Annotated in this window: 19 protein-coding genes; 16 read left to right on the top strand and 3 right to left on the bottom strand. The window is 40.9% G+C overall.

Annotated features, from left to right (window positions below):
* From F5613_RS02530 to F5613_RS02460, 15 genes are all read left to right on the top strand, one after another.
* Window positions 1-729: an SDR family NAD(P)-dependent oxidoreductase gene (locus tag F5613_RS02530; protein ID WP_179398561.1), complete on the top strand. Its 729-nt coding sequence runs from the start codon at window positions 1-3 to the stop codon at window positions 727-729.
* A 7-nt stretch (window positions 730-736) separates the two neighbouring features.
* Window positions 737-1,624 carry a CDP-alcohol phosphatidyltransferase family protein gene (locus tag F5613_RS02525; protein WP_179398560.1) on the top strand — a complete coding sequence of 296 codons (888 nt, stop codon included), beginning with the start codon at window positions 737-739 and terminating at the stop codon, window positions 1,622-1,624.
* 12 nt (window positions 1,625-1,636) lie between these two features.
* On the top strand, window positions 1,637-2,635 hold the full coding sequence (locus F5613_RS02520) for a lysylphosphatidylglycerol synthase transmembrane domain-containing protein (RefSeq protein WP_179398559.1): 999 nt from the start codon (window positions 1,637-1,639) through the stop codon (window positions 2,633-2,635).
* 3 nt (window positions 2,636-2,638) lie between these two features.
* Window positions 2,639-3,466 (top strand): lysophospholipid acyltransferase family protein, encoded by an 828-nt coding sequence (locus F5613_RS02515; RefSeq protein ID WP_179398558.1) that lies wholly within the window; start codon window positions 2,639-2,641, stop codon window positions 3,464-3,466.
* A gap of 98 nt (window positions 3,467-3,564) precedes the next feature.
* On the top strand, window positions 3,565-4,740 hold the full coding sequence (locus tag F5613_RS02510) for a sigma-54 interaction domain-containing protein (protein WP_079684317.1): 1,176 nt from the start codon (window positions 3,565-3,567) through the stop codon (window positions 4,738-4,740).
* Between the two features lies 1 nt (window position 4,741).
* Window positions 4,742-5,257, top strand: a complete 516-nt coding sequence (gene lptE / locus F5613_RS02505; RefSeq protein ID WP_079684318.1) for an LPS assembly lipoprotein LptE — start codon at window positions 4,742-4,744, stop codon at window positions 5,255-5,257.
* A gap of 2 nt (window positions 5,258-5,259) precedes the next feature.
* Window positions 5,260-6,018, top strand: a complete 759-nt coding sequence (locus F5613_RS02500) for a hypothetical protein (RefSeq protein ID WP_179398557.1) — start codon at window positions 5,260-5,262, stop codon at window positions 6,016-6,018.
* Between the two features lie 7 nt (window positions 6,019-6,025).
* Window positions 6,026-6,397 (top strand): preprotein translocase subunit SecG, encoded by a 372-nt coding sequence (gene secG / locus F5613_RS02495; protein ID WP_179398556.1) that lies wholly within the window; start codon window positions 6,026-6,028, stop codon window positions 6,395-6,397.
* An 85-nt stretch (window positions 6,398-6,482) separates the two neighbouring features.
* On the top strand, window positions 6,483-7,457 hold the full coding sequence (locus tag F5613_RS02490) for a family 43 glycosylhydrolase (protein ID WP_179398555.1): 975 nt from the start codon (window positions 6,483-6,485) through the stop codon (window positions 7,455-7,457).
* Window positions 7,458-7,874: 417 nt separating this feature from the next.
* Complete coding sequence (locus F5613_RS02485; protein WP_179398554.1) at window positions 7,875-10,118, top strand: TonB-dependent receptor; 2,244 nt, start codon at window positions 7,875-7,877, stop codon at window positions 10,116-10,118.
* Window positions 10,119-10,128: 10 nt separating this feature from the next.
* Complete coding sequence (gene pnuC / locus F5613_RS02480; RefSeq protein WP_179398553.1) at window positions 10,129-10,710, top strand: nicotinamide riboside transporter PnuC; 582 nt, start codon at window positions 10,129-10,131, stop codon at window positions 10,708-10,710.
* Between the two features lie 70 nt (window positions 10,711-10,780).
* Complete coding sequence (locus F5613_RS02475) at window positions 10,781-11,422, top strand: thiamine diphosphokinase (protein ID WP_179398552.1); 642 nt, start codon at window positions 10,781-10,783, stop codon at window positions 11,420-11,422.
* A gap of 78 nt (window positions 11,423-11,500) precedes the next feature.
* Window positions 11,501-12,562: an NADPH dehydrogenase NamA gene (namA, locus tag F5613_RS02470; protein WP_179398551.1), complete on the top strand. Its 1,062-nt coding sequence runs from the start codon at window positions 11,501-11,503 to the stop codon at window positions 12,560-12,562.
* A gap of 53 nt (window positions 12,563-12,615) precedes the next feature.
* Window positions 12,616-13,599 carry a TlpA disulfide reductase family protein gene (locus F5613_RS02465; protein WP_179398550.1) on the top strand — a complete coding sequence of 328 codons (984 nt, stop codon included), beginning with the start codon at window positions 12,616-12,618 and terminating at the stop codon, window positions 13,597-13,599.
* A gap of 7 nt (window positions 13,600-13,606) precedes the next feature.
* Complete coding sequence (locus tag F5613_RS02460) at window positions 13,607-15,157, top strand: glycoside hydrolase family 18 protein (protein WP_246303319.1); 1,551 nt, start codon at window positions 13,607-13,609, stop codon at window positions 15,155-15,157.
* 102 nt (window positions 15,158-15,259) lie between these two features.
* Here the strand turns inward: F5613_RS02460 and F5613_RS02455 are convergent, their stop codons facing one another.
* Genes F5613_RS02455 through dnaG form a run of 3 tightly spaced genes read right to left on the bottom strand, consistent with a single transcriptional unit; the run spans window position 15,260 to window position 19,579 of the window.
* Window positions 15,260-16,585 carry an ABC transporter permease gene (locus F5613_RS02455; protein WP_179398549.1) on the bottom strand — a complete coding sequence of 442 codons (1,326 nt, stop codon included), beginning with the start codon at window positions 16,583-16,585 and terminating at the stop codon, window positions 15,260-15,262.
* Window positions 16,582-17,502, bottom strand: a complete 921-nt coding sequence (locus F5613_RS02450) for an ABC transporter ATP-binding protein (protein WP_179398548.1) — start codon at window positions 17,500-17,502, stop codon at window positions 16,582-16,584. The genes F5613_RS02455 and F5613_RS02450 overlap by 4 nt, the downstream gene beginning before the upstream one ends.
* Before the next feature lie 13 nt (window positions 17,503-17,515).
* Entirely contained in the window at window positions 17,516-19,579 is a 2,064-nt protein-coding gene (dnaG, locus tag F5613_RS02445; protein ID WP_179398547.1) for a DNA primase, read from the bottom strand.
* A 128-nt stretch (window positions 19,580-19,707) separates the two neighbouring features.
* Here dnaG and F5613_RS02440 point away from each other — a divergent pair, with 128 nt between their 5' ends.
* Window positions 19,708-20,214 (top strand): TlpA family protein disulfide reductase, encoded by a 507-nt coding sequence (locus F5613_RS02440; RefSeq protein ID WP_068187274.1) that lies wholly within the window; start codon window positions 19,708-19,710, stop codon window positions 20,212-20,214.
* Window positions 20,215-20,217 lie beyond the last annotated feature (3 nt).

Here is a 20,217-nt window from a genome sequence, read left to right as displayed (position 1 = left end):
ATGGATAAATATGTTCTTATTACCGGGGGGACCAAAGGTATCGGTAAGGCAGTTGCTTTATGTTTGGCAGCCTCGGGATACGATTTGATTTTAACATATTCTTCAGACACTCACACTGCCGAAGAAACTAGACGGGAGCTTCTTCAGAATAATGATGTTGACGTTCGTATTTTGAAAGCCGACATTACCAATATCAAGTCTATTTCTGCAATCGATGCCTATCTTGAAGAACAGTCCCTTGAGTTGTTTTCAGTGGTTTTTAACGCCGGACTTACTTGTCGTGAATCTTTTGAACAAGTGTCTTATGCTGCGTGGGAAGAGGTTTTTTTTGCAAATGTTCACTTTCCGGTCTTTTTAATGCAACGCATCATTACCAAAATGGCTAAAGGTGGTTCCGTAGTATTTACGGGATCGTTGATGGGTATCGAGCCCCATTCGGTTTCGTTAGCTTACGGAGTATCGAAGTCGGCAGTACATGCCTTGGTGAAAAATATGGTGAAAGTTTTTGTACCGTACGAAATCAGGGTAAATGCTGTTGCTCCGGGTTTTGTTGATACCGAATGGCAGCTAACTAAACCGGAAGAAATTCGTAGAAACATAGAAAGAAAAGTATCCCTTGGTCGTTTTTGCAAACCAGAAGAATTGGCCGAGGTATATAAAATGTTGATTGAAAATAATTATTTTAATGGAGAGGTAGTTGTCGTTGATGGCGGCTATTCTTATAAATAAACTCTGAATGAACGATATAAATAAAAAAGAGTACGAAGCATCGTTAAAGTCAATCGAAACAGAAAATAAAATAGACAGAATATTCTATCGTCCCATAGGCTTCAAAATAGCTTGTTTGCTTCGAAATACCGGTATTACACCCAATATGGTTACGATATTATCCATATTTGTGGGGATAGGAGCGGGTTACTTATTTTATTTCGGAGCTCTTTATTATACGATTTTAGGAATTTTATTATTGATTTTTGCTAATATATTAGATTGTGTAGACGGTCAGCTAGCTCGTCTTACTGGCATTAAATCTGAAATAGGTCGTATATTAGATGGTTTTGCGGGAGATCTTTGGTTTACTTCTATTTATGTAGGTTTTGCCTTGCGGTTGATGGCTGAGCACGGTACCCCATGGTTTTTTGCTTTAGCTGTTTTATCAGGTATGTCCCATCTTGTACAGGCAAATATAACAGATTACTATAAAACATTGCATCTGTTTTTTTTAAGTAAAGAAAAAGGGGCCGAATTTCAGACCTATAGTCAGGTTAACGCCGCTTATCTTGCAATGAAACCCGGAATAAACCGATTTTTCTTTTTCTTTTACAGAGGATACACAAAGATGCAGGAAAAGGTAACACCTGTCTTACAACAGATGCTTAGCAGCCTCAAAGACAAGTATAAAGAGGATATCCCCGAAGATATTCGATTGGCTTTCAGAAAGAAAAGCCGGAATTTGATGCGTTATATCGACTTGCTTACCTTTAATGGTCGTACAATTGTGATGTTTATTATTGTGCTGACTGGTGAAGTTTGGGCCTACTTTTTATATGAAATTATAGTACTGAACATAGTCTTGTTTATTTCCATCAAAAAGCACGAAAAGATGTGCAAATCTTTTCTATAATAATCTTTTTGCATGAAAAATAAGAGTAATGTAATTCGTAATATATTCTTTGCCCTGGGAGTTTTGGTTATTTTTATAATGGTCCACTCACTGGGCTTTGATGTAATTTATGAAAATCTAAAAAATACCGGTTGGTGGTTCTTCGCGATTGTAGGAATATGGATTGTGGTATATGCTGTGAATGCCATTTCTTTTCACATAATTATTCGAGACGGAAGTGAAGAAACCAAGCAGATAAAATATCTTCGAACCCTCAAAATCGTGATTAGCGGGTATGCTATCAATTACACTACCCCTATGGGATTATTAGGCGGAGAACCTTATCGGATTCTAGAGCTTAAGCCTGCACTTGGTACCAAAAAGGCAACATCATCGGTATTGCTTTACGCAATGATGCATTTTGTTTCTCATTTCATTCTTTGGCTTTTGTGTGTTCCGTTGTTAATGATTACGGTAAAGCATATAAGTCTGGGGATAGAAATTGTTTTGTGGTCAGTTCTTGTTGGTTCGGTAGCTTTGATTTATTGGTCGTTTAAAGTGTATCGTAAGGGTGTAATCGGTCGCCTGCTTGCACTTGGAGCGTGCATTCCCTTTGTAAAGAAGCGTATTAAAGAATATTCTTTAAAAAATAAAGAACATGTTGAAGAGATGGATCAACTTATTGCCCATCTTTACAATAATAGAAAAAAAGCATTTTATGCATCTTTAGGCGCAGAGCTCTGCGCACGTTTTATTGCTTGTATGGAGGTGTTTATAATGATATATTCAATAGGATACGAGATAACCTACATACAGTGTGTAGTTATTGTAGGATTTGCATCGCTGTTTGCGAACCTGTTATTCTTTTCCCCGATGCAATTGGGTACACGAGAGGGGGGATATGCATTGGCTCTCTCTTCATTGTCCATTACATCTGGAATAGGAGTATATGTTAGTTTATGCACTCGTGTAAGAGAACTATTCTGGATTGCAGTTGGCATAGCAATTATGAAATATAAATCATTGAAATAAGATATGAAAAAAAGTGTAGTCGATTTATCTGATTTGCAGGAGATTGCCCCTTTTTTTAAAACTAAATTCGGGATTTTTCTTGGAAAAAAAATAATAAAATGGCTTGGTATCAAGAAGGTTAATGATATCCATGCCAAACATTGTCACTTAAGAGGTGCTGATTTTACGACAGCTTTGTTACATGATCCTCTGATGGATATAAAATATAACGTTCATAATGCGGAGTTATTGGATACTTTGCCGGAAGGGGCTTTTATAACTATCTCAAATCATCCATTCGGACACATTGACGGGATTATGCTTATTGATATCTTTGCCGCACGCAGAAGCGATTTTGCGGTGATGGTAAACGGCGTACTTACCAAAATAGGGGCAATGGAAGATAATTTTATATCTGTACAACCCGATTCAAAAAACAGAGGTGCCAATGTAGCCAATGTTAACGGAGTACGTACATCTCTGGAAAGGCTTAAGTCCGGGCATCCCATGGGGTTTTTCCCTGCTGGTGCAATCTCTTTTTATAATAAAGAGAAAAAACGGGTAATGGACTTAGACTGGACTTTAAGTGTAATCCGTTTGATACGGAAAGGTAATGTTCCTGTTTATCCGGTATTCTTTGACGGATTAAACTCTTCGTTCTTTTATTGGCTTGGCAGAATCAGCTGGAAAATAAGAACCTTACGTATTCCTATTGAAGCATTTAATAAGCATGGGAAAGTGATGGACGTTTATATAGGAGCACCTATATCGGTTGAAGAACAAAACAGCTATACCTCGGACGAAGAATTTGCCAAATTTTTGTACGAGAAAACCTATGCCTTAAAAAAATGATTTAACATCAAATCATCCTCAGTCAAATAGCAGATTATTCGATAATCATTTGTAATTTTGGCATTATAACTGAGTTTTACAGCTAATATAAAAGATAAATGAAGGTAGATTTGCAACAAATAAAACAGCGCTTTGGTATAATAGGCAATAATACGGCCTTGAACCGGGCGATTGATATAGCATTACAAGTGGCTCCGACAGATTTATCTGTTCTGATTACAGGAGAAAGTGGTGTGGGAAAAGAGACTTTCCCACAGATTATACATCAAAATAGTCCCCGTAAACATGGACAGTATATTGCTGTGAATTGTGGTGCAATTCCTGCGGGAACAATCGATTCTGAGCTTTTCGGACACGAAAAGGGATCCTTTACGGATGCCCGTTCCGAGCGTAAAGGGTATTTTGAAGTGGCAGATGGCGGTACACTTTTTCTGGATGAAGTAGGAGAGTTACCGCTTCAGACCCAAGCATATTTGTTACGCGTGTTAGAATCGGGCGAATTTATGAGGGTAGGTTCTTCTAAAGTTCAAAAAACGAATGTAAGAATTGTTGCTGCAACGAATGTAAACCTGGCTCAAGCCGTATCTCAGGGAAAATTTCGTGAAGACTTGTATTATCGATTGAACACAATTCCTATCCAGATACCCCCATTGCGCGAACGATCTGAAGATATCCTTCTTCTTTTTAGAAAGTTTGCCAGCGACTGTGCCGAGAAGTATAGAATGCCCTCCATCCGTTTAGACGATGATGCACGTATGTTGCTTATTAATTACCGTTGGCCGGGGAACGTACGTGAATTGAAGAATATCACCGAAAGGATTTCTGTAATTGAGGAGAACCGGGATATTTCGGCCGAAGTACTTAGGCTATATCTTCCCAATGTGGAAATGGAGAAATTCCCTGTTTTGGTAAAGCATGAAGCCGAACAAAAGGTTTTTAACAGTGAAAGAGAAATTCTGTATCAGGTTCTTTTCGATATGAAGAAAGATGTTACGGAACTTAAAAAATTAGTTCACGAAATAATGAATGGAGGTGTACAGCTTCCGGTTGTGGATGAACCAAGTTATGTACAACCTCATTCCATCCATTCTATGCCTTCTATTCAGGATGCCGAGCCGTACGAAGAAGAAACATTATCACTTGAAGAGGTGGAAAAAGAGATGATACGCAAAGCTTTGGAGAAGCACAACGGACGACGTAAGAATGCCGCGGCAGATCTTAAGATTTCGGAACGAACCCTGTATAGGAAAATTAAAGAATATAATCTCGAATAGTATGTTGCTAAAATATAAAGTCGCAGTAGTCTGTTTTTTTATCATCCTTTTTACTGCCTGTTCAATTTCCTATAAGTTTAACGGAGCTTCGATAGACTATTCAAAAGTAAAGACGATAACTATTAAGGATTTTCCTAATCAGGCATCGTTTGTTCCCTATCCACCCCTTGCACAGGTTTTTACGGAAGGGATGAAAGATATATATGTACGTCAGACTCGTTTATCGCTTGCTCCCGCTAACGGCGATTTGGAACTTGAGGGCGAAATTATCAGTTGCGACCTTACACCTATGGCTGTTAAAGAGGATGCCTATTCATCCAGAACAAAGCTTACGCTAACAGTAAGAGTAAGATACACGAACAGAACCAAACCTGATGAAGATTTTGAACAGACTTTCTCTGCTTACAGAGAGTTTGATAGCAACGACATGCTTCAAAATGTACAGGAAACCCTGTTTAAGGAAATAAATGAGGAGCTTGCCGATCAAATTTATAATGCAACCGTAGCTAACTGGTAACTATGACGAGCGACAGACTATACGAGCTGATGCAAAAGCCTGAAGAGCTTTCGTCTGAAACATTGCCCGAACTGAGGCAGCTTATGGAAGATTTTCCCTATTTCCATACAGTGAAGCTTTTGTACTTAAAAAATATGGCCATGATAAATGATATCCGGTTTGCATCTGAGCTTAAACGGTTGGCAATTGGTATCCCCGACCGAAAAAAGCTGTTTATGTTTCTGGAAGGTTCAAATTATGGCTTGCAGATGTTTGGAGAAAATAAACCGTCAAAACCGTCATCGGATACTTTTTCTTTGATTGATGCGTTTTTATCTTCTAAGGAAGCAGATACGGAAGCCGTGGCCGAAGCTTCTTTGATCTTTCAACCTTCTGTTTCGTCCGATTATATCTATTGGTCGTTGGCCGAAAAGGGGGCAGAAGCGGAGGCATCTAACACAAACCAGCTTCAGCATCATGAGCTAATTGATACGTTTATTTCCAAAGACGAGAAAAGAGAAACCGGATTTACCATATCAGACGGACTATTAGATAGTAACAGAGATAAACCCTTGTCTAAACCAAGCGAGGAAAATATGTCGGCCGGCATCGACGATTCCTATTTTACAGAGACATTGGCACGGATTTACATCAAACAAAGAAGATATGAGAAAGCTATGCAAATAATTCAAAATTTAAGTTTGAAATATCCGGAAAAAAATGTTTACTTTGCAGACCAGATTAAATTTCTTGAAAAGTTGATTATTAACACTAAAAAATAAAACTAAGATGTACGTATTTATTTCTATCTTAATCTTGATCGCGTCCATACTATTAATTCTGATCGTACTCGTACAGAACTCAAAAGGAGGAGGTTTGGCATCAGGATTCTCTTCTTCTAACCAGATTATGGGTGTAAGAAAAACAACCGATTTTCTTGAAAAAGCTACATGGGGTCTGGCTGGATTTGTAATTGTTTTGAGTATTGTAATCACAGCATTTATTCCCAGAGATCAGCACGCTTCACAATCTGAAATCAATCAGCAGGTAAACGAAGCAGTAACTATCGATCCTAATACAATTGCTCCTGATTTCGGAACAGCTCAACAGCCAGCAACAGCTCCTGAAGCTACTCCTGAAGAAGAAGCTCCAAAAAAATAAGAGAATTTACTATTCTTTCAAAAAGGCATTCCCTGTGTGGAGTGCCTTTTTTTTATCTTTGTAACTATATTCTCAATTCTATATCATGAAAAGACTATTATTGATTTTATTCGTTGGATGCCTTTCTGTTGCTACTTTTGCCCAAAGGCCTGCCATGATGTTTGGCGATACATCCCGTATCGGAGTCCCTTATTCAAAAGATCCTCATGTGGTTAATTTTAAGGGGAACTATCTTATGTATTATTCGATACCGCCACTAAAGGGCGATCCGTCGTCCGGATGGAACATAGGTATAGCCCGTAGCAAAGATCTGAACAATTGGACCAAGGTGGGAGAAATCACTCCGGCACCCGGAGCCGATTACGAAAAGAAGGGTCTGTGTGCTCCAGGGGCTTTAGTAAAGGATGGAAAGGTGCATCTGTTCTACCAGACGTATGGAAATGGGAAAGATGATGCAATCTGCCACGCAGTATCGCAGGATGGAATTCATTTTGACAGGAATCCTACGAATCCTATTTTCCGGCCGACTGGCGACTGGAATTGCGGACGGGCAATCGATGCCGAAGTATTCGAGTTTAAAGGTCGTTATTTCCTGTATTTTGCAACACGAGATAAGGAGTATCAGATCCAGATGCAAGGGGTTGCTACAGCACCTGTTAACTCAGACTTCAGCCGTGAGGACTGGGTGCAGGCAGCCGACTCTTCTATTTTATATCCAAAATATCCCTGGGAGGGAAAATGTATTGAAGGTGCTTCCATTGCCCAAAAAGGAGATAAGCTATACATGTTCTATGCCGGTTCTTACAATAATGCTCCGCAGCAGATCGGTGTGGCTGAGGGTACGGACGGGATTGTATGGAAACGATTAAGCGATGAACCGTTTGTAAGAAACGGAAAGCCCGGGGAGTGGAACTCCAGCGAATCGGGGCATCCACATATCTTTACTGATGTTGACGGTCGTACTTATCTGTTTTATCAGGGTAACAACGATAATGGTAAAACTTGGTATATAACACAAAATGAGGTGATCTGGAGGGATGGAAAGCCCGGCTTGCAATAGATTAACCCCAAAGTATACAATAAACTATCCATTTTATAATAGACAACTATTCGGTAGGCAGCTGTTTAACTTGCAGTAGGCAGCTGTCAACTGCAAGTTATCCATATGTTAAACTTACAGTATGCAGCTGGCTACTGAATAATATATAACTGGCAAAATGAATAATCTATGTATAGAAGAGGTTAAAATACGTAAGGGAACAGGTTCGTGATTGGAGGGGTAATTCTTTGTTTTGTGCACGATTCGTATCCACTTGCTTGTTTCTAATAAAAAAAGAAGTACCTTTGCCTCTAATTATCATAGGGGGGTGCCTTAATAGTACGGGCTGAGATCATACCCATAACCTGATCCAGGTAATGCTGGCGTAGGGAGGAGAAGGAAAGTCCCCTTTCCGTTTTACTATTTAATTTATTAGAAATGAGAAAAGCGTTTTTATTGCTTGCCGGCACTTGTATTGCCGGTATCTATTCATTTGCACAAGAAAAACAGGATAGTCTGCGATTGATTAACCTGCAGGAGGTGCAAGTTGTATCTACACGTGCCGGAGTTAATATTCCGGTTGCATACACTAACATTGGTAAAGAAGAGATTAAAAAACAAAACTTCGGACAAGACATTCCGTTTCTTCTAACACTTTCTCCATCGGTGGTTGCGACTTCGGACGCAGGTGCCGGCATCGGTTATACCAACTTCCGTATCAGGGGAACCGATGCAACACGTATCAATGTTACTACCAACGGCATTCCGTTGAACGATTCCGAATCGCATGGCGTATTCTGGGTTAATATGCCGGATATTGCCTCTTCTCTGGAAGACCTTCAGGTACAGCGGGGAGTCGGTACCTCTACCAATGGAGCAGGAGCATTTGGTGCAAGTATCAATATGAAGACAGAGAATTTGTCCAACAAGGCATACGGTGAATTATCTGGAACTTACGGTGCTTTTAATACGACTAAGGCTCAGGTGAAGATGGGAACCGGACTTCTTAACAAGCATTGGGCGTTTGATGCCCGGATTTCGGGAATCAATTCGGATGGATTTATCGACAGGGCTTCTACAGATTTAAAATCCTATTTTGCTCAGGCTGGGTATTATGGGGCAAATACCGTATTGAAATTCATCACCTTCAGAGGGGAAGAAAAGACGTATCATGCCTGGGACGGAGTACCTAAAGACAAACTGGAGACAGATCGTACCTATAATCCCAGCGGATATATGGGTGACGACGCAAACGGGAATCCGATGTATTACGAAAATCAGACCGACAATTACAAACAGACGCATTATCAGTTTTTGCTCACCCATACATTTACTCCATCACTCACACTGAATGCCGGACTGCATTACACGCGTGGTAAAGGATATTATGAAGAGTATAAAACCGATCGTAAACTTCTGGAATATGGTCTTATTCCTTTTGAATATGGAAATGAGACGGTGAAGAAAAGTGATTTAGTGCGCCGAAAGTGGCTTGATAACCATTTTGCTGGAGGTGTTGTGTCGCTTAACTACCTAAAAGATAGATGGAACCTTACCTTCGGAGGGGCTGCCAACAGATACGACGGAGATCACTTCGGGAAAGTTATCTGGGTGAAGAATTACATAGGTAATTTATCGCCCGATCATACATTCTACGAAAGTAACGGAACAAAAACCGATGCCAACGTGTACCTGAAGGCTACTTATTCTATTACAGAGGGACTAACTGCTTATGGAGATATACAATATAGATTTATTGATTACTCCATTGATGGACAGAATGACACCTGGGATTGGATTAACGGAGAGATGCAAAAATTGGATGTAAATAAGAATTTTAATTTCTTCAATCCCAAAGCCGGACTGCATTACCAGATTAATCAAAACCAGAAAGTGTTTGCTTCTGCAGCAATCGCTCACCGCGAGCCTGCCCGAAACAACTATACGGATGCCTCATTCAACGAAAAACCCAAAGCCGAGCGGATGATTGATTACGAAGCCGGCTATAACTTCAGTACACCTTTGTATTCGTTCGGAGCCAATCTGTACTACATGAAATACAAAGATCAGTTGGTACTTACAGGCAAGGTAAACGAAATAGGGGAGATGCTTACATCCAACATTCCCGATAGCTACCGTGCCGGTATTGAACTGATGGCTGCTGCACAGCTTACTTCCTGGCTGCGATGGGATGTAAATGCAACGTTTAGCAAAAATAAGGTTAAAAACTATACGGAATTTGTAGATTTGTACGACGAAAACTGGGATTGGGCAAGTCAGGTTGAAAACAAGCTTGGAACAACAACGCTTGCTTTTTCGCCATCGGTGGTTGCCAATAGCATGCTTTCTGCCAGTTATAAAGGATGGAGTGCCGGTTTGCAGTCTAATTACGTAGGAAAACAGTATATAGACAATACGTCGAGCAATGACAGGGCTTTGGATGCTTACTTTGTGAATAATCTTCGTTTAGGTTATACGTTTTCACTGAAAGGATTAAAATCGGCTTCGGTCAACTTGTTGGTGAATAATTTGTTTAATGAAGAGTATGAAAGCAATGCATGGGTATATTCCTATTACCAGCAACCGGATGCTTCGGCCGGTACCCGCGACAGGTATGCCGACTTTGGCTATTTCCCGCAGGCTGGAACGCATGTGTTAGCGAATCTTACACTTCGATTTTAAATAAGAAACAATGGAATATATCGAAATTGCAGGTGCTGTAATCGGACTGCTCTATCTCTATCTTGAATACAGGGCGAGCGTATACTTGTGGCCGGTGGGTGTTATTATGCCGCTGTTCTACATTTATATTTTCTTTGTTTCCAGATTCTATGCCGACATGGGTATCTATATCTATTATCTGTTTGCCAGCATTTACGGATGGATCCGGTGGAATAAATCTGCCTCGCAAGTGCAGAGTCTGACTATATCACATATGCCGTTCAGATATTGGAGCGTTGCCTTACTTGCATTATCCATACTTTTCGCCGGTATAGCCTGCATTTTGATTCGCTTTACCGATAGTCCGGTTCCTTTTGGCGACAGCTTCACTACGGCCCTCAGTATTGTGGCGATGTGGATGCTTGCCAATAAGTATATAGAGCAATGGGGACTGTGGATTGTAGTTAATGTTGTATCATGCGCGCTCTATGCCTGGAAAGGATTGTACCCAACCGCCTTGTTGTACGTTGTCTATTCCATTGTTCCGGTATTTGGTTATTTTAAGTGGAAACAGCTGATGCTGTCAGAACAGAAAGAGACGGTCAGGAATTAAGATTTCAACCCCGATTATATAGGTTTGTTTCCACTTTATTTGAATTGAAAATTGTTTAACATTGTATAAAATGAATTATTATCCTCTGCGAGCTACCGGTTATCTGCCTGAAACACTGATTCTGGCCAACGGAAGTTTTCCAAAACATCCACTTTTGCTGGATTGGTTGAAAAGATGTGACTATATTGTCTGCTGTGATGGAGCAGCCGACGATTTATTGCAACGGGGCATTAAACCGGTGGCAATCGTAGGGGATTGCGATTCATTGTCGGCATCCTCCCGATCGGAGTTTGCCGCTATATTACATCCCTGCAGCGATCAGGAAACAAACGACCTCACCAAGTCGGTCCGCTTCTGTCTGGATCAAGGACGACGCAATCTAACCATTATCGGGGCTACCGGAAAAAGAGAAGACCATACCCTCGGAAATTTCAGTTTGCTTCTCGATTATATGGCAGATGCCCAGGTTGAAATGTTTACCGATTATGGTGTGTTTACTCCCATTTGTACCGAAAGCTCCTTCCAAAGTTTTGCCGGACAACAGGTCTCTGTGTTTGCTATGGATGCCGGCGAACTTACAGTAAGCAACCTTAAATATCCGGTTGTGCGTAAAAGTCTGCATAGCTGGTGGCAGGGAACACTGAATGAAAGTCTGGGTAACGAGTTCCGGATACACCCTACGGGATCTGTAATTGTATTTAGGGTATACTAACTATATATCGTTTACCCGGATAAACAATTTCGGACATTTTTTCGTTTTACAACTATAAGTAACAAATAACAAAAAAAGATGTCAGAATTATTTACTCCCCTAAGAATTGGTAGTTTAGAATTAAGAAACAGAATTGCGATTTCTCCTATGTGTCAGTATTCGGCCGAAGATGGATTGGCCGGCGACTGGCATTTTGTTCATTACGGCAGCAGGGCTGTTGGCGGTGCGGGACTGATCTGCCTGGAGGCTACAGCAGTCTCTCCCGAAGGAAGAATATCCCCCAAAGATTTAGGTATTTGGTCCGACCACCAGATTGAACCTTTACAGCGAATAACGACATTTATACATAGTCAGGGTAGTGTGGCAGCAATTCAGCTTGCTCATGCCGGACGTAAAGCTTCGCATAGTGATCCGGGGAATGGTGATTGTCAGTTGCAACCATCTCAAGGTGGATGGACAACCGTTGCGCCCAGTCCCATTCCTTTTACCGAAGGCGAATCCACTCCTCAGGCATTGGACACCGAAGGGATTGACAAAGTAAAATCCGATTTTAAATTGGCTGCAGTCAGAGCCTTGAAAGCCGGTTTTAAGGTAATAGAGATACACGCGGCTCATGGATATATTTTACACCAATTTTTATCTCCCCTCAGTAACAAACGTTCCGATGCGTATGGAGGTTCCTTCGAAAACCGAATCCGCTTGCTTATGGAAGTAGTACGCGAAGTACAGTCTGTTTGCCCGGATGGATATCCGTTGTTTGTGAGGTTGTCTGCAACCGACTGGACCGAAGGAGGATGGGACATAGAAGAAACGGTGCGCTTGTCGGCACAACTAAAAGAGGCCGGAGTTTGTCTGATCGATTGCAGCACAGGTGGGAACGTGCCTGGAGCCCGTATACCCGTTGCCCCCGGTTACCAGGTACACTATGCAGCCCGGATCAGAAAGGAGGCAGGTATTGCTACGGGTGCAGTAGGTATGATAACCAATGCTGCTCAGGCCGAAGAAATTTTACAACAAGGCAAGGCCGATCTTATTTTTATAGGCCGGCAGTCGCTCCGCGATCCATATTTTCCCCTGCATGCAGCTAAGGAGTCGGGCGACGAGGTATTGTATCCTCATCAATATGCACGTGCTAAATAAGTCGTGAACTTTCATTATATTTGTATCATTACAACAATCATAAACTAGTTAATATGAAAAGGTATTTGCTTATCCTGCTTACAATCTGTGCATTTGTCTCCTGCGCCAAAAAGGAGGAGGGTTTTGTTATTAACGGCGAATTAGCCAACACATCCGAAGGGATGATCTATTTAAAATCGTTCCGTAATAAAATGTTTTTCAATGTAGACTCAACTCAGATCGTAGATGGAAAGTTTACGTTTAAAGGGAAAGTGGACATGCCTTCTCTTTATGGATTACAGACAGAGGATATGCAGTATCCTATTCAATTCTTTGTGGAGAATGCAACTATGACGGTTAAAATAGCAGACGACCAGGAAACTGTAACAATTACGAACTCTCCAGCAAACGATTTGTATCTGGGTAATGCCGAAGCCGTGCTGGAAGATAATTATAACATTGATAGTCTGGTTACTGCTAATACGACTTCGCCTGTAGCAGCATTTTTCTTGTATCGCTACTTTACCTATCGTGTTCCGCTGGATCAGCTTAAAATGATCCGTGCTAAATTCGCTCCGGAGCTTAACGCTACACCCTATCTGCAGGATCTTGATAAAATTATCGCCACCCTGGAGAATATTCAAATAGGTAAGGTTGCTCCGGAATTTGCGCTTCCTGACACAGCCGGTGTGTCTGTTTCGCTCTCTTCTTTCCGTGGTAAATATGTGCTGCTCGACTTCTGGGCTTCCTGGTGTCCTCCATGCCGTAGGGAAAATCCCAATGTAGTGGCTACTTACAACCGCTTTAAAGATAAAAACTTTACGGTGGTGGGTATTTCCCTGGATGAAGATAAATCAAAATGGTTGCAAGCCATCGGCGACGATAACCTTACCTGGACACATTTGTCTGATCTCAAATATTGGGATTCCGAAGTGGCAGAGCTTTATGGTGTAAGAGCTATTCCATCCAATGTTTTGTTGGACCCGGAAGGTGTAATTATTGCTAAGGATATCCGCGAAGAGGCATTGCCTGCAACGTTGGAGAAGCTATTAAAATAAACTACCTATGAAAAGAAAACTTTTGTTGACCTTAATGGCATGTATCGGATTGCTAGTCTACGCAGGCGAATCAGATCCGTTTGAGGCTTCGGTTCGTACCACAGTTGAGAGGCAATTGCAACAATATCCTAAATCTACACTGAAAGATCTGTATAAGAATTTCTTTCAGGATGTTTATGGGCCCGGACATCTTGTTAACGATACAGCTTCGGCCGGGGCTTATCTGCGTAAGGAACTTGGCGGAATGCGTCATTCTACAGGAGCGATCTGTGAGCCAACCGGAAGAGAAGGTAACTTCTACCGGGTCAATCTTTCTGTAATCAAGGAGAATCAAATAGGTTATGAGACCTTTTTCGATGCTTTTGTGCGCAGTGTAAATGGTATCAAACCTATGCCTGTAAGGGAATGGGCTGTACAATGGGAGCAGATTCAGAAGGTAATTGATAAAATGAATCTGCAGCTCAACGATTATGAAGCCGACAAGCTCTTTATCCGGTCAAACCTGGATAAAGGCGAGTTTGTTGGTCACCATAGTAAGGCTTTCGAAGCCAATTATACCCCTCATTACAGAATAATCAGTAAAGAGGTTTTTGAAAAAGAACTTCTTCCGTTGCTTCGTAATAGCAACAAGCCTTACATTGTGGCATACGTAACATCGTGGTCGGCTAGTGTACCCGATACACGGTATGTGACTCATATCAACTATGCTTTTGGTCATGTAAATGAGCGGTTCGATGGATTGAAAATTGACAATGAAAGCCGACTTACGGAGATTGCCCAACTTAAAAGATATTCTCCAACATTGAAAGTGCTTCTGTCTGTGGGTGGATGGGGTAGCGGCCGGTTTAGTGAAATGGCTGCTAACGAAACAACTCGTAATCTATTTGCGGCAGATTGTAAACGGGTGGTCGATCAGTTTAATCTGGATGGCATTGATATCGACTGGGAGTACCCAACCAGCTCGGCAGCAGGAATCTCGTCGTCGCCCGGGGATAAGGAGAATTTCACCTTATTGATGACATCCATCCGCCGGGCAATCGGTGCCGACCGGTTGCTAACGCTGGCTTCGGTTGCTACAGCTAATTATATTGATTTTAAAGCCATTGAGCCCGTGGTTGATTTTGTTAATATAATGACATACGATATGGGCAGACCTCCGGTACATCATGCGCCGCTATATCGCTCGCATCTGGTACGTGGCTTGTCGGTTCACGAATGTGTAGAGGCACATGTGCAGGCTGGTATGCCTCTTACTAAATTAACCATGGGCATCCCTTTCTATGGACATGGCAAAGAATATCTTCCCGATTTTATTGACTATAAAGATATTATGAAGCTGGAGGGTTATGGCTGGCGCTGGGATGCTAAGGCGATGGTTCCCTATATCACCAATGATAGAGGGCGCATTGTTTGTACATACGAAGATCCGAGATCTATAGCTGTTAAATGTAGCTATATTCTTGAAAAGAGAATGTTGGGTGCCATGTATTGGGAATACGATGGCGACGATACAACCGGAACTTTGCGGAAAGCTGTTTTTGAAGGCGTAAGAAAATAAAATGTAAAGAGCGTCTTGATGCTATTTAAGATGTTTAATAGAAAAAGAAAGAGGCAGTTTCGTGGTTGAACTGCCTCTTTCTTTTATTCGTAGGTTGAATATTTATTTATACTTAAGCCATTTGATCATCTCTTTAATGGTTGGTTTTTTACCATACATCAGGATTCCTACTCTGTAAATTTTGGCAGAGAACCATATAATGCCGATAAATGTAATATAAAGCAATCCAATTGATAGAAGCTTTTCCCACAAAGGAATCTCAAAGGGTAGCCGAATCATCATTACAATGGGAGAGGTGAAAGGAATTATAGAACACCAGAAGGCTAATGGTCCGTCCGGATTTTCCATACTGTAAATTCCTGCGTAGAGCGAAAACATCATGAATACCATAATGGGAGTCATAAACTGTTGCGTGTCTTCCTGACTATCAACTGCAGAACCGATGGCTGCAAATACAGATGCATACAACATATAACCGCCAATAAAATAGATTACAAAGAAAAAGCCAATTTCTGCCCAGTTGATCGTCTGAAGCATTCCAAGTATTTTAACAGCTGGTTCTTGGGATGCTTCAGCCATTCCCGGCATCGTTCCGTTAGCACTCATCATAGCTCCCTGTTGCATCATTTGGGCATCTACAGTTCCCCCCATAAAGAGAAACTGACCGCCCATAATCAATGTCAGGGTAAGAATGGCCCATAAAAGCATTTGAGTAAGCCCAACAAAGCCGATTCCTATGATTTTACCCATCATGAGTTGAAACGGCCGAACCGACGAAACCATCAATTCTACAATGCGGTTGGTTTTTTCTTCCATTACTCCTTGCATCACCATGGCCCCATAAACCATAATAAACATGTACGAAATAACGGTGAATAACATACCAACTATTGATGCAACCAAAGCGGAAGATTCACTTTCGCCTCCGTCTTCACTCCATTTAATCGTGTTGATTTCAAATTTGATCTGACTCTCTTTAATAATCTCTTTCAGGTTTGGAATATTATAGGTGGCCATCTTGGCATTTTCAAGGTACCTGCTTAAGGTTTGATTAACGATCCTGCTAAGCTCTCCCGGAATCTGTTTTTCGGAATATAAAGTGGCAGCTTTAGGATTTTCCAATAAATTGTCTGTTATACTTAAAATGGCAAAAACAGATTTGTCATCAGATGCTTTATAATTTTCTAAAGACTCGGTACCTGCTATAAATTTATAATTATCCGTGTTTTCGAATAAGGGTGCATACACACCTGTCCGATCCAAAATAACTACATTTTTAACTTCATCTCCTTTGATAGATGAAAGCCAAAGGGGTACAAATATAAGGGCTGAAAACAATATCGGAGTAAGAAACGTGAGGATGAGGAACGATTTTTTACTTACCCTGTTCAGATATTCTCTTTTGATGATTATTCCTATTTTACTCATACTTGTGGTTTGTTTTTACCTGCAACGGTATTAATAAAAATTTCATTCATAGAAGGTAGCTCTTCTGTAAATGCAATGATTTCATTCTGCTTCAGTATAGACATAAGCAGTTCTGCGTTGCTTACATCATTGCTTTTACGAAGCAATACTTCCAATGAGTTTTGTCCTTGCTTTTGCGATAGTATGGAATACTGATCGGCAGAAGACAGCAGGGCGGTACCTTTTAATTTTATTTTAAATGTATTGGTCCGAAAACGTTCCCTTACTTCAGTAACATGACCGGATAACACTACCTGTGCATGATCTATTAATGCTATTTCATCGCATATTTCTTCCACAGACGACATGTTGTGCGTAGAAAAGATGATGGTGTGACCGGCATCCTTGAGCTCTAAAATTTCTTTCTTAAGCAAATCAGCGTTTACAGGATCGAAACCGCTGAAAGGTTCATCAAAAATTAATAGTTCGGGATTATGAATCACCGTAATAACGAACTGTACTTTCTGTTGCATACCTTTCGAAAGCTCTTCAACTTTCTTGTTCCACCAGGGCATTATTTCGAATTTCTCGAACCAATGGCTAAGTCTTTTTTTAGCTTCAAAATAATCCAGACCTTTTAATTGTGCCAGGTATAGGGCTTGTTCACCCACCTTCATTTTTTTGTATAATCCCCTTTCTTCAGGCAGGTAGCCAATTTTAAAAATATCTTCCTGCATGGAAGGCCTTCCATTAAACAATACTGACCCGCTGTCTGGTGCCGTAATACGGTTGATAATTCTGATCAAAGTGGTTTTTCCGGCTCCATTGGGACCAAGAAGTCCGAATACCTTGCCTTGGGGTACTTGTATGCTCACCTTATTTAGGGCCAGATGGTTGGCATACTGTTTAACCACGTCATTGGTTTCTAAAAAATTCATGTTACAATTGTTTTTACATTTTTAGTATGATTCTTTCACCTAATTCTTTTGCTAACGCACTTTTAATGGCATTCAGATTTGATAATTCTTTCATAAGCTCGATCGACTTATCCATATTTTTTTCTTTCTGCGCCTCTTTCAGCTTTTGCTGTGTATCCTTTATCCGGTTTATTATGTAAGCATCTTTCAAAGCATACAAATCCCTTAATACAAACGATTCAAGTCTGTCTTTTTCCTCTTCAATCTCTCTGTATTTGGTGTGATATTTACTAAGCTGATATTTATCGCTTAACAAATTGGCTGCCAACTTACTTACATCGGGGTTGGAGTGACTTAAAAAGTAACGCGAAGATACAAATCCGGATGAAGGACACATCGCGGCAGCAGATTCCAACATTTGTCTGTACATCGGATTCAAGAAGGTAAGATCGTCTTCCTCCAAGCTGTGTTTAATAAATTCCGCTACTTTTATAACTATATTTTGTTGTGTTTCAGTATCAGTATAATCGTATAAAACAGATTCGCCGTACCTAACAACATAACGAAGCAATGCCAGTTCGTACACTTCATAGGGAGAAGGCCTGCGCAGGGAGGGTTGATGGGTTTGTTGCCCGGCCTGAATAACAGCCTCTTCCGGAAGATATCCCTCGGGAGGGAATGGGGGAGCTTCAAAAGGCATTCCTTCGTCCATATATTCGGGTAAAGGAGGATAGTCTGGTACTGGGGTTGCCGGAACCTCTTGTACCGGAGCCACACCTGCCTGCTTTTCATTTTTAGCACGGACTATCTTTACTATTTCATTCAACAGCACCCGTTCGTCTATTTCCAACATAGAACTACATTCCCGTATATACACAGAGCGCGCAATTTCATTTGGAATAATGGCAACAGAGCGAACAATATCTGAGATAAGATTCGATCGTTTTATAGGGTCGCCCGCTGCATCATCCAGCAGTAATTGCGTTTTAAACCGGATGAAATCAGTCTCATTCCGTTGAATAAATTCGGTAAACTGACTGGCGTTTTGTTTTCGTGCAAACGAGTCGGGATCTTCTCCGTCCGGTAAAAGAACCACTTTGATATTCATTCCCTCCTCCAGTAACAGGTCAATACCGCGAAGAGCTGCTTTGATACCTGCAGCATCTCCGTCATATAATACTGTTATGTTGTTTGTAAAGCGATGAATCAGCCTGATCTGTCCGGGCGTAAGAGCTGTGCCTGAAGATGCGACTACATTCTCAATACCTGCCTGGTGCATAGATACCACATCGGTATATCCTTCAACTAAAAAACAGCGGTCGGCTTTAACAATAGCCTGTTTGGCAAAATAAATACCATACAGCTCGTTGCTTTTATGGTAGATTTCGCTTTCGGGAGAATTAACGTATTTAGCAGTCTTCTCGTCTTTTTTTAGAATTCTCCCTCCAAAAGCCACCACTTTGCCACTCAATGTGTGAACCGGAAAGATTACGCGTCCGCGAAAACGGTCGGCCACCCCTCCATTGTCGTAGGTGATGATCAGTCCGGTCTTTTCCAGAAATTCTTTTCTATAACCACTCCTGGTTGCTTCCTGATAAAGGGCGTCTCGTTGTTCCAGGCTATATCCCAGCTGAAACTTTCGTATAATATCTTCCCTGAAACCTCTTTCAACAAAATATCTCAAGCCAATACTTTTACCTTCCATATGTTCGTGAAGCATGGAAGAAAAATACTTTTGAGCGAAACTGTTTACAATCAGCATACTCTCGCGATCGTTCTTTACCTGCTTTTCGGCTTCGGTAAGTTCTCGCTCCTGTATTTCAATATTGTATTTTTTTGCAAGCACCCTCAGAGCGTCAAAGTAGCTCACCTGCTCGTGCTTCATTATAAAGTGCACAGCAGTGCCTCCTTCGCCACAAGCAAAACATTTGCAAATGTTTTTTGAAGGTGAAACGTAAAATGAGGGAGTTTTATCTGAGTGGAACGGACATAAGCCTACATAATTAACTCCCCGTCGCCTGAGGGTAACGAATTCGGATACTACGTCAACTATATTTGCAGCATCCAGGATTCTATCTATTGTAGGTTGGTCGATCATATTTTTTCATTAAATGAGTTACAAAGATAATGAAAGAAGCCGATAAATTTAGGAAGTTATATAATTTGGATTTTCGTTTGCAAGATTAATGTATATTTGCAGCATGCTAAATATAATAAAAACTGAATATGAAGAATCTTTTTTTGACGGCAATCCTAGCCCTTACTTTTATTGGAGCAAAAGCACAAAGTCCCAATGATGACCTGGTAAAGGTGGGAGATAAAATGCCTGCGTTTTCTATTGTTTCGGATAATGGCGAGGTAATTAGTTCGGATAAGTTTAAAGGGAAAGTAATACTGATCAATTTTTTTGCTACGTGGTGTCCTCCTTGTCAGAAGGAACTTGCTTCGGTGCAACAAACATTATGGCCCAAGTACAAAGACAATAATAAATTTGAGATGTTGGTAATTGGCCGGGAGCATTCAGATAAGGAATTGGCTACCTACAACGAAAAGAAAGGATTTACATTTCCATTGTATCCTGATAAGAACAGGGCTATTTTCGGGGCTTTTGCAAAGAATTTAATTCCCCGTACTTACTTAATTGGTAAAGATGGAAAAGTACTTTATGCAGGTAAAGGATATACCGATAAGGAATTTACCGAATTAATGGAGAAAATAGAGAAGACATTGTAATAA

Origin of the sequence: Macellibacteroides fermentans, from assembly GCF_013409575.1 — a bacterium.
Taxonomy (GTDB): Bacteria; Bacteroidota; Bacteroidia; order Bacteroidales; family Tannerellaceae; genus Macellibacteroides; species Macellibacteroides fermentans.
This window is presented reverse-complemented; position numbering and strand designations above follow the sequence as displayed.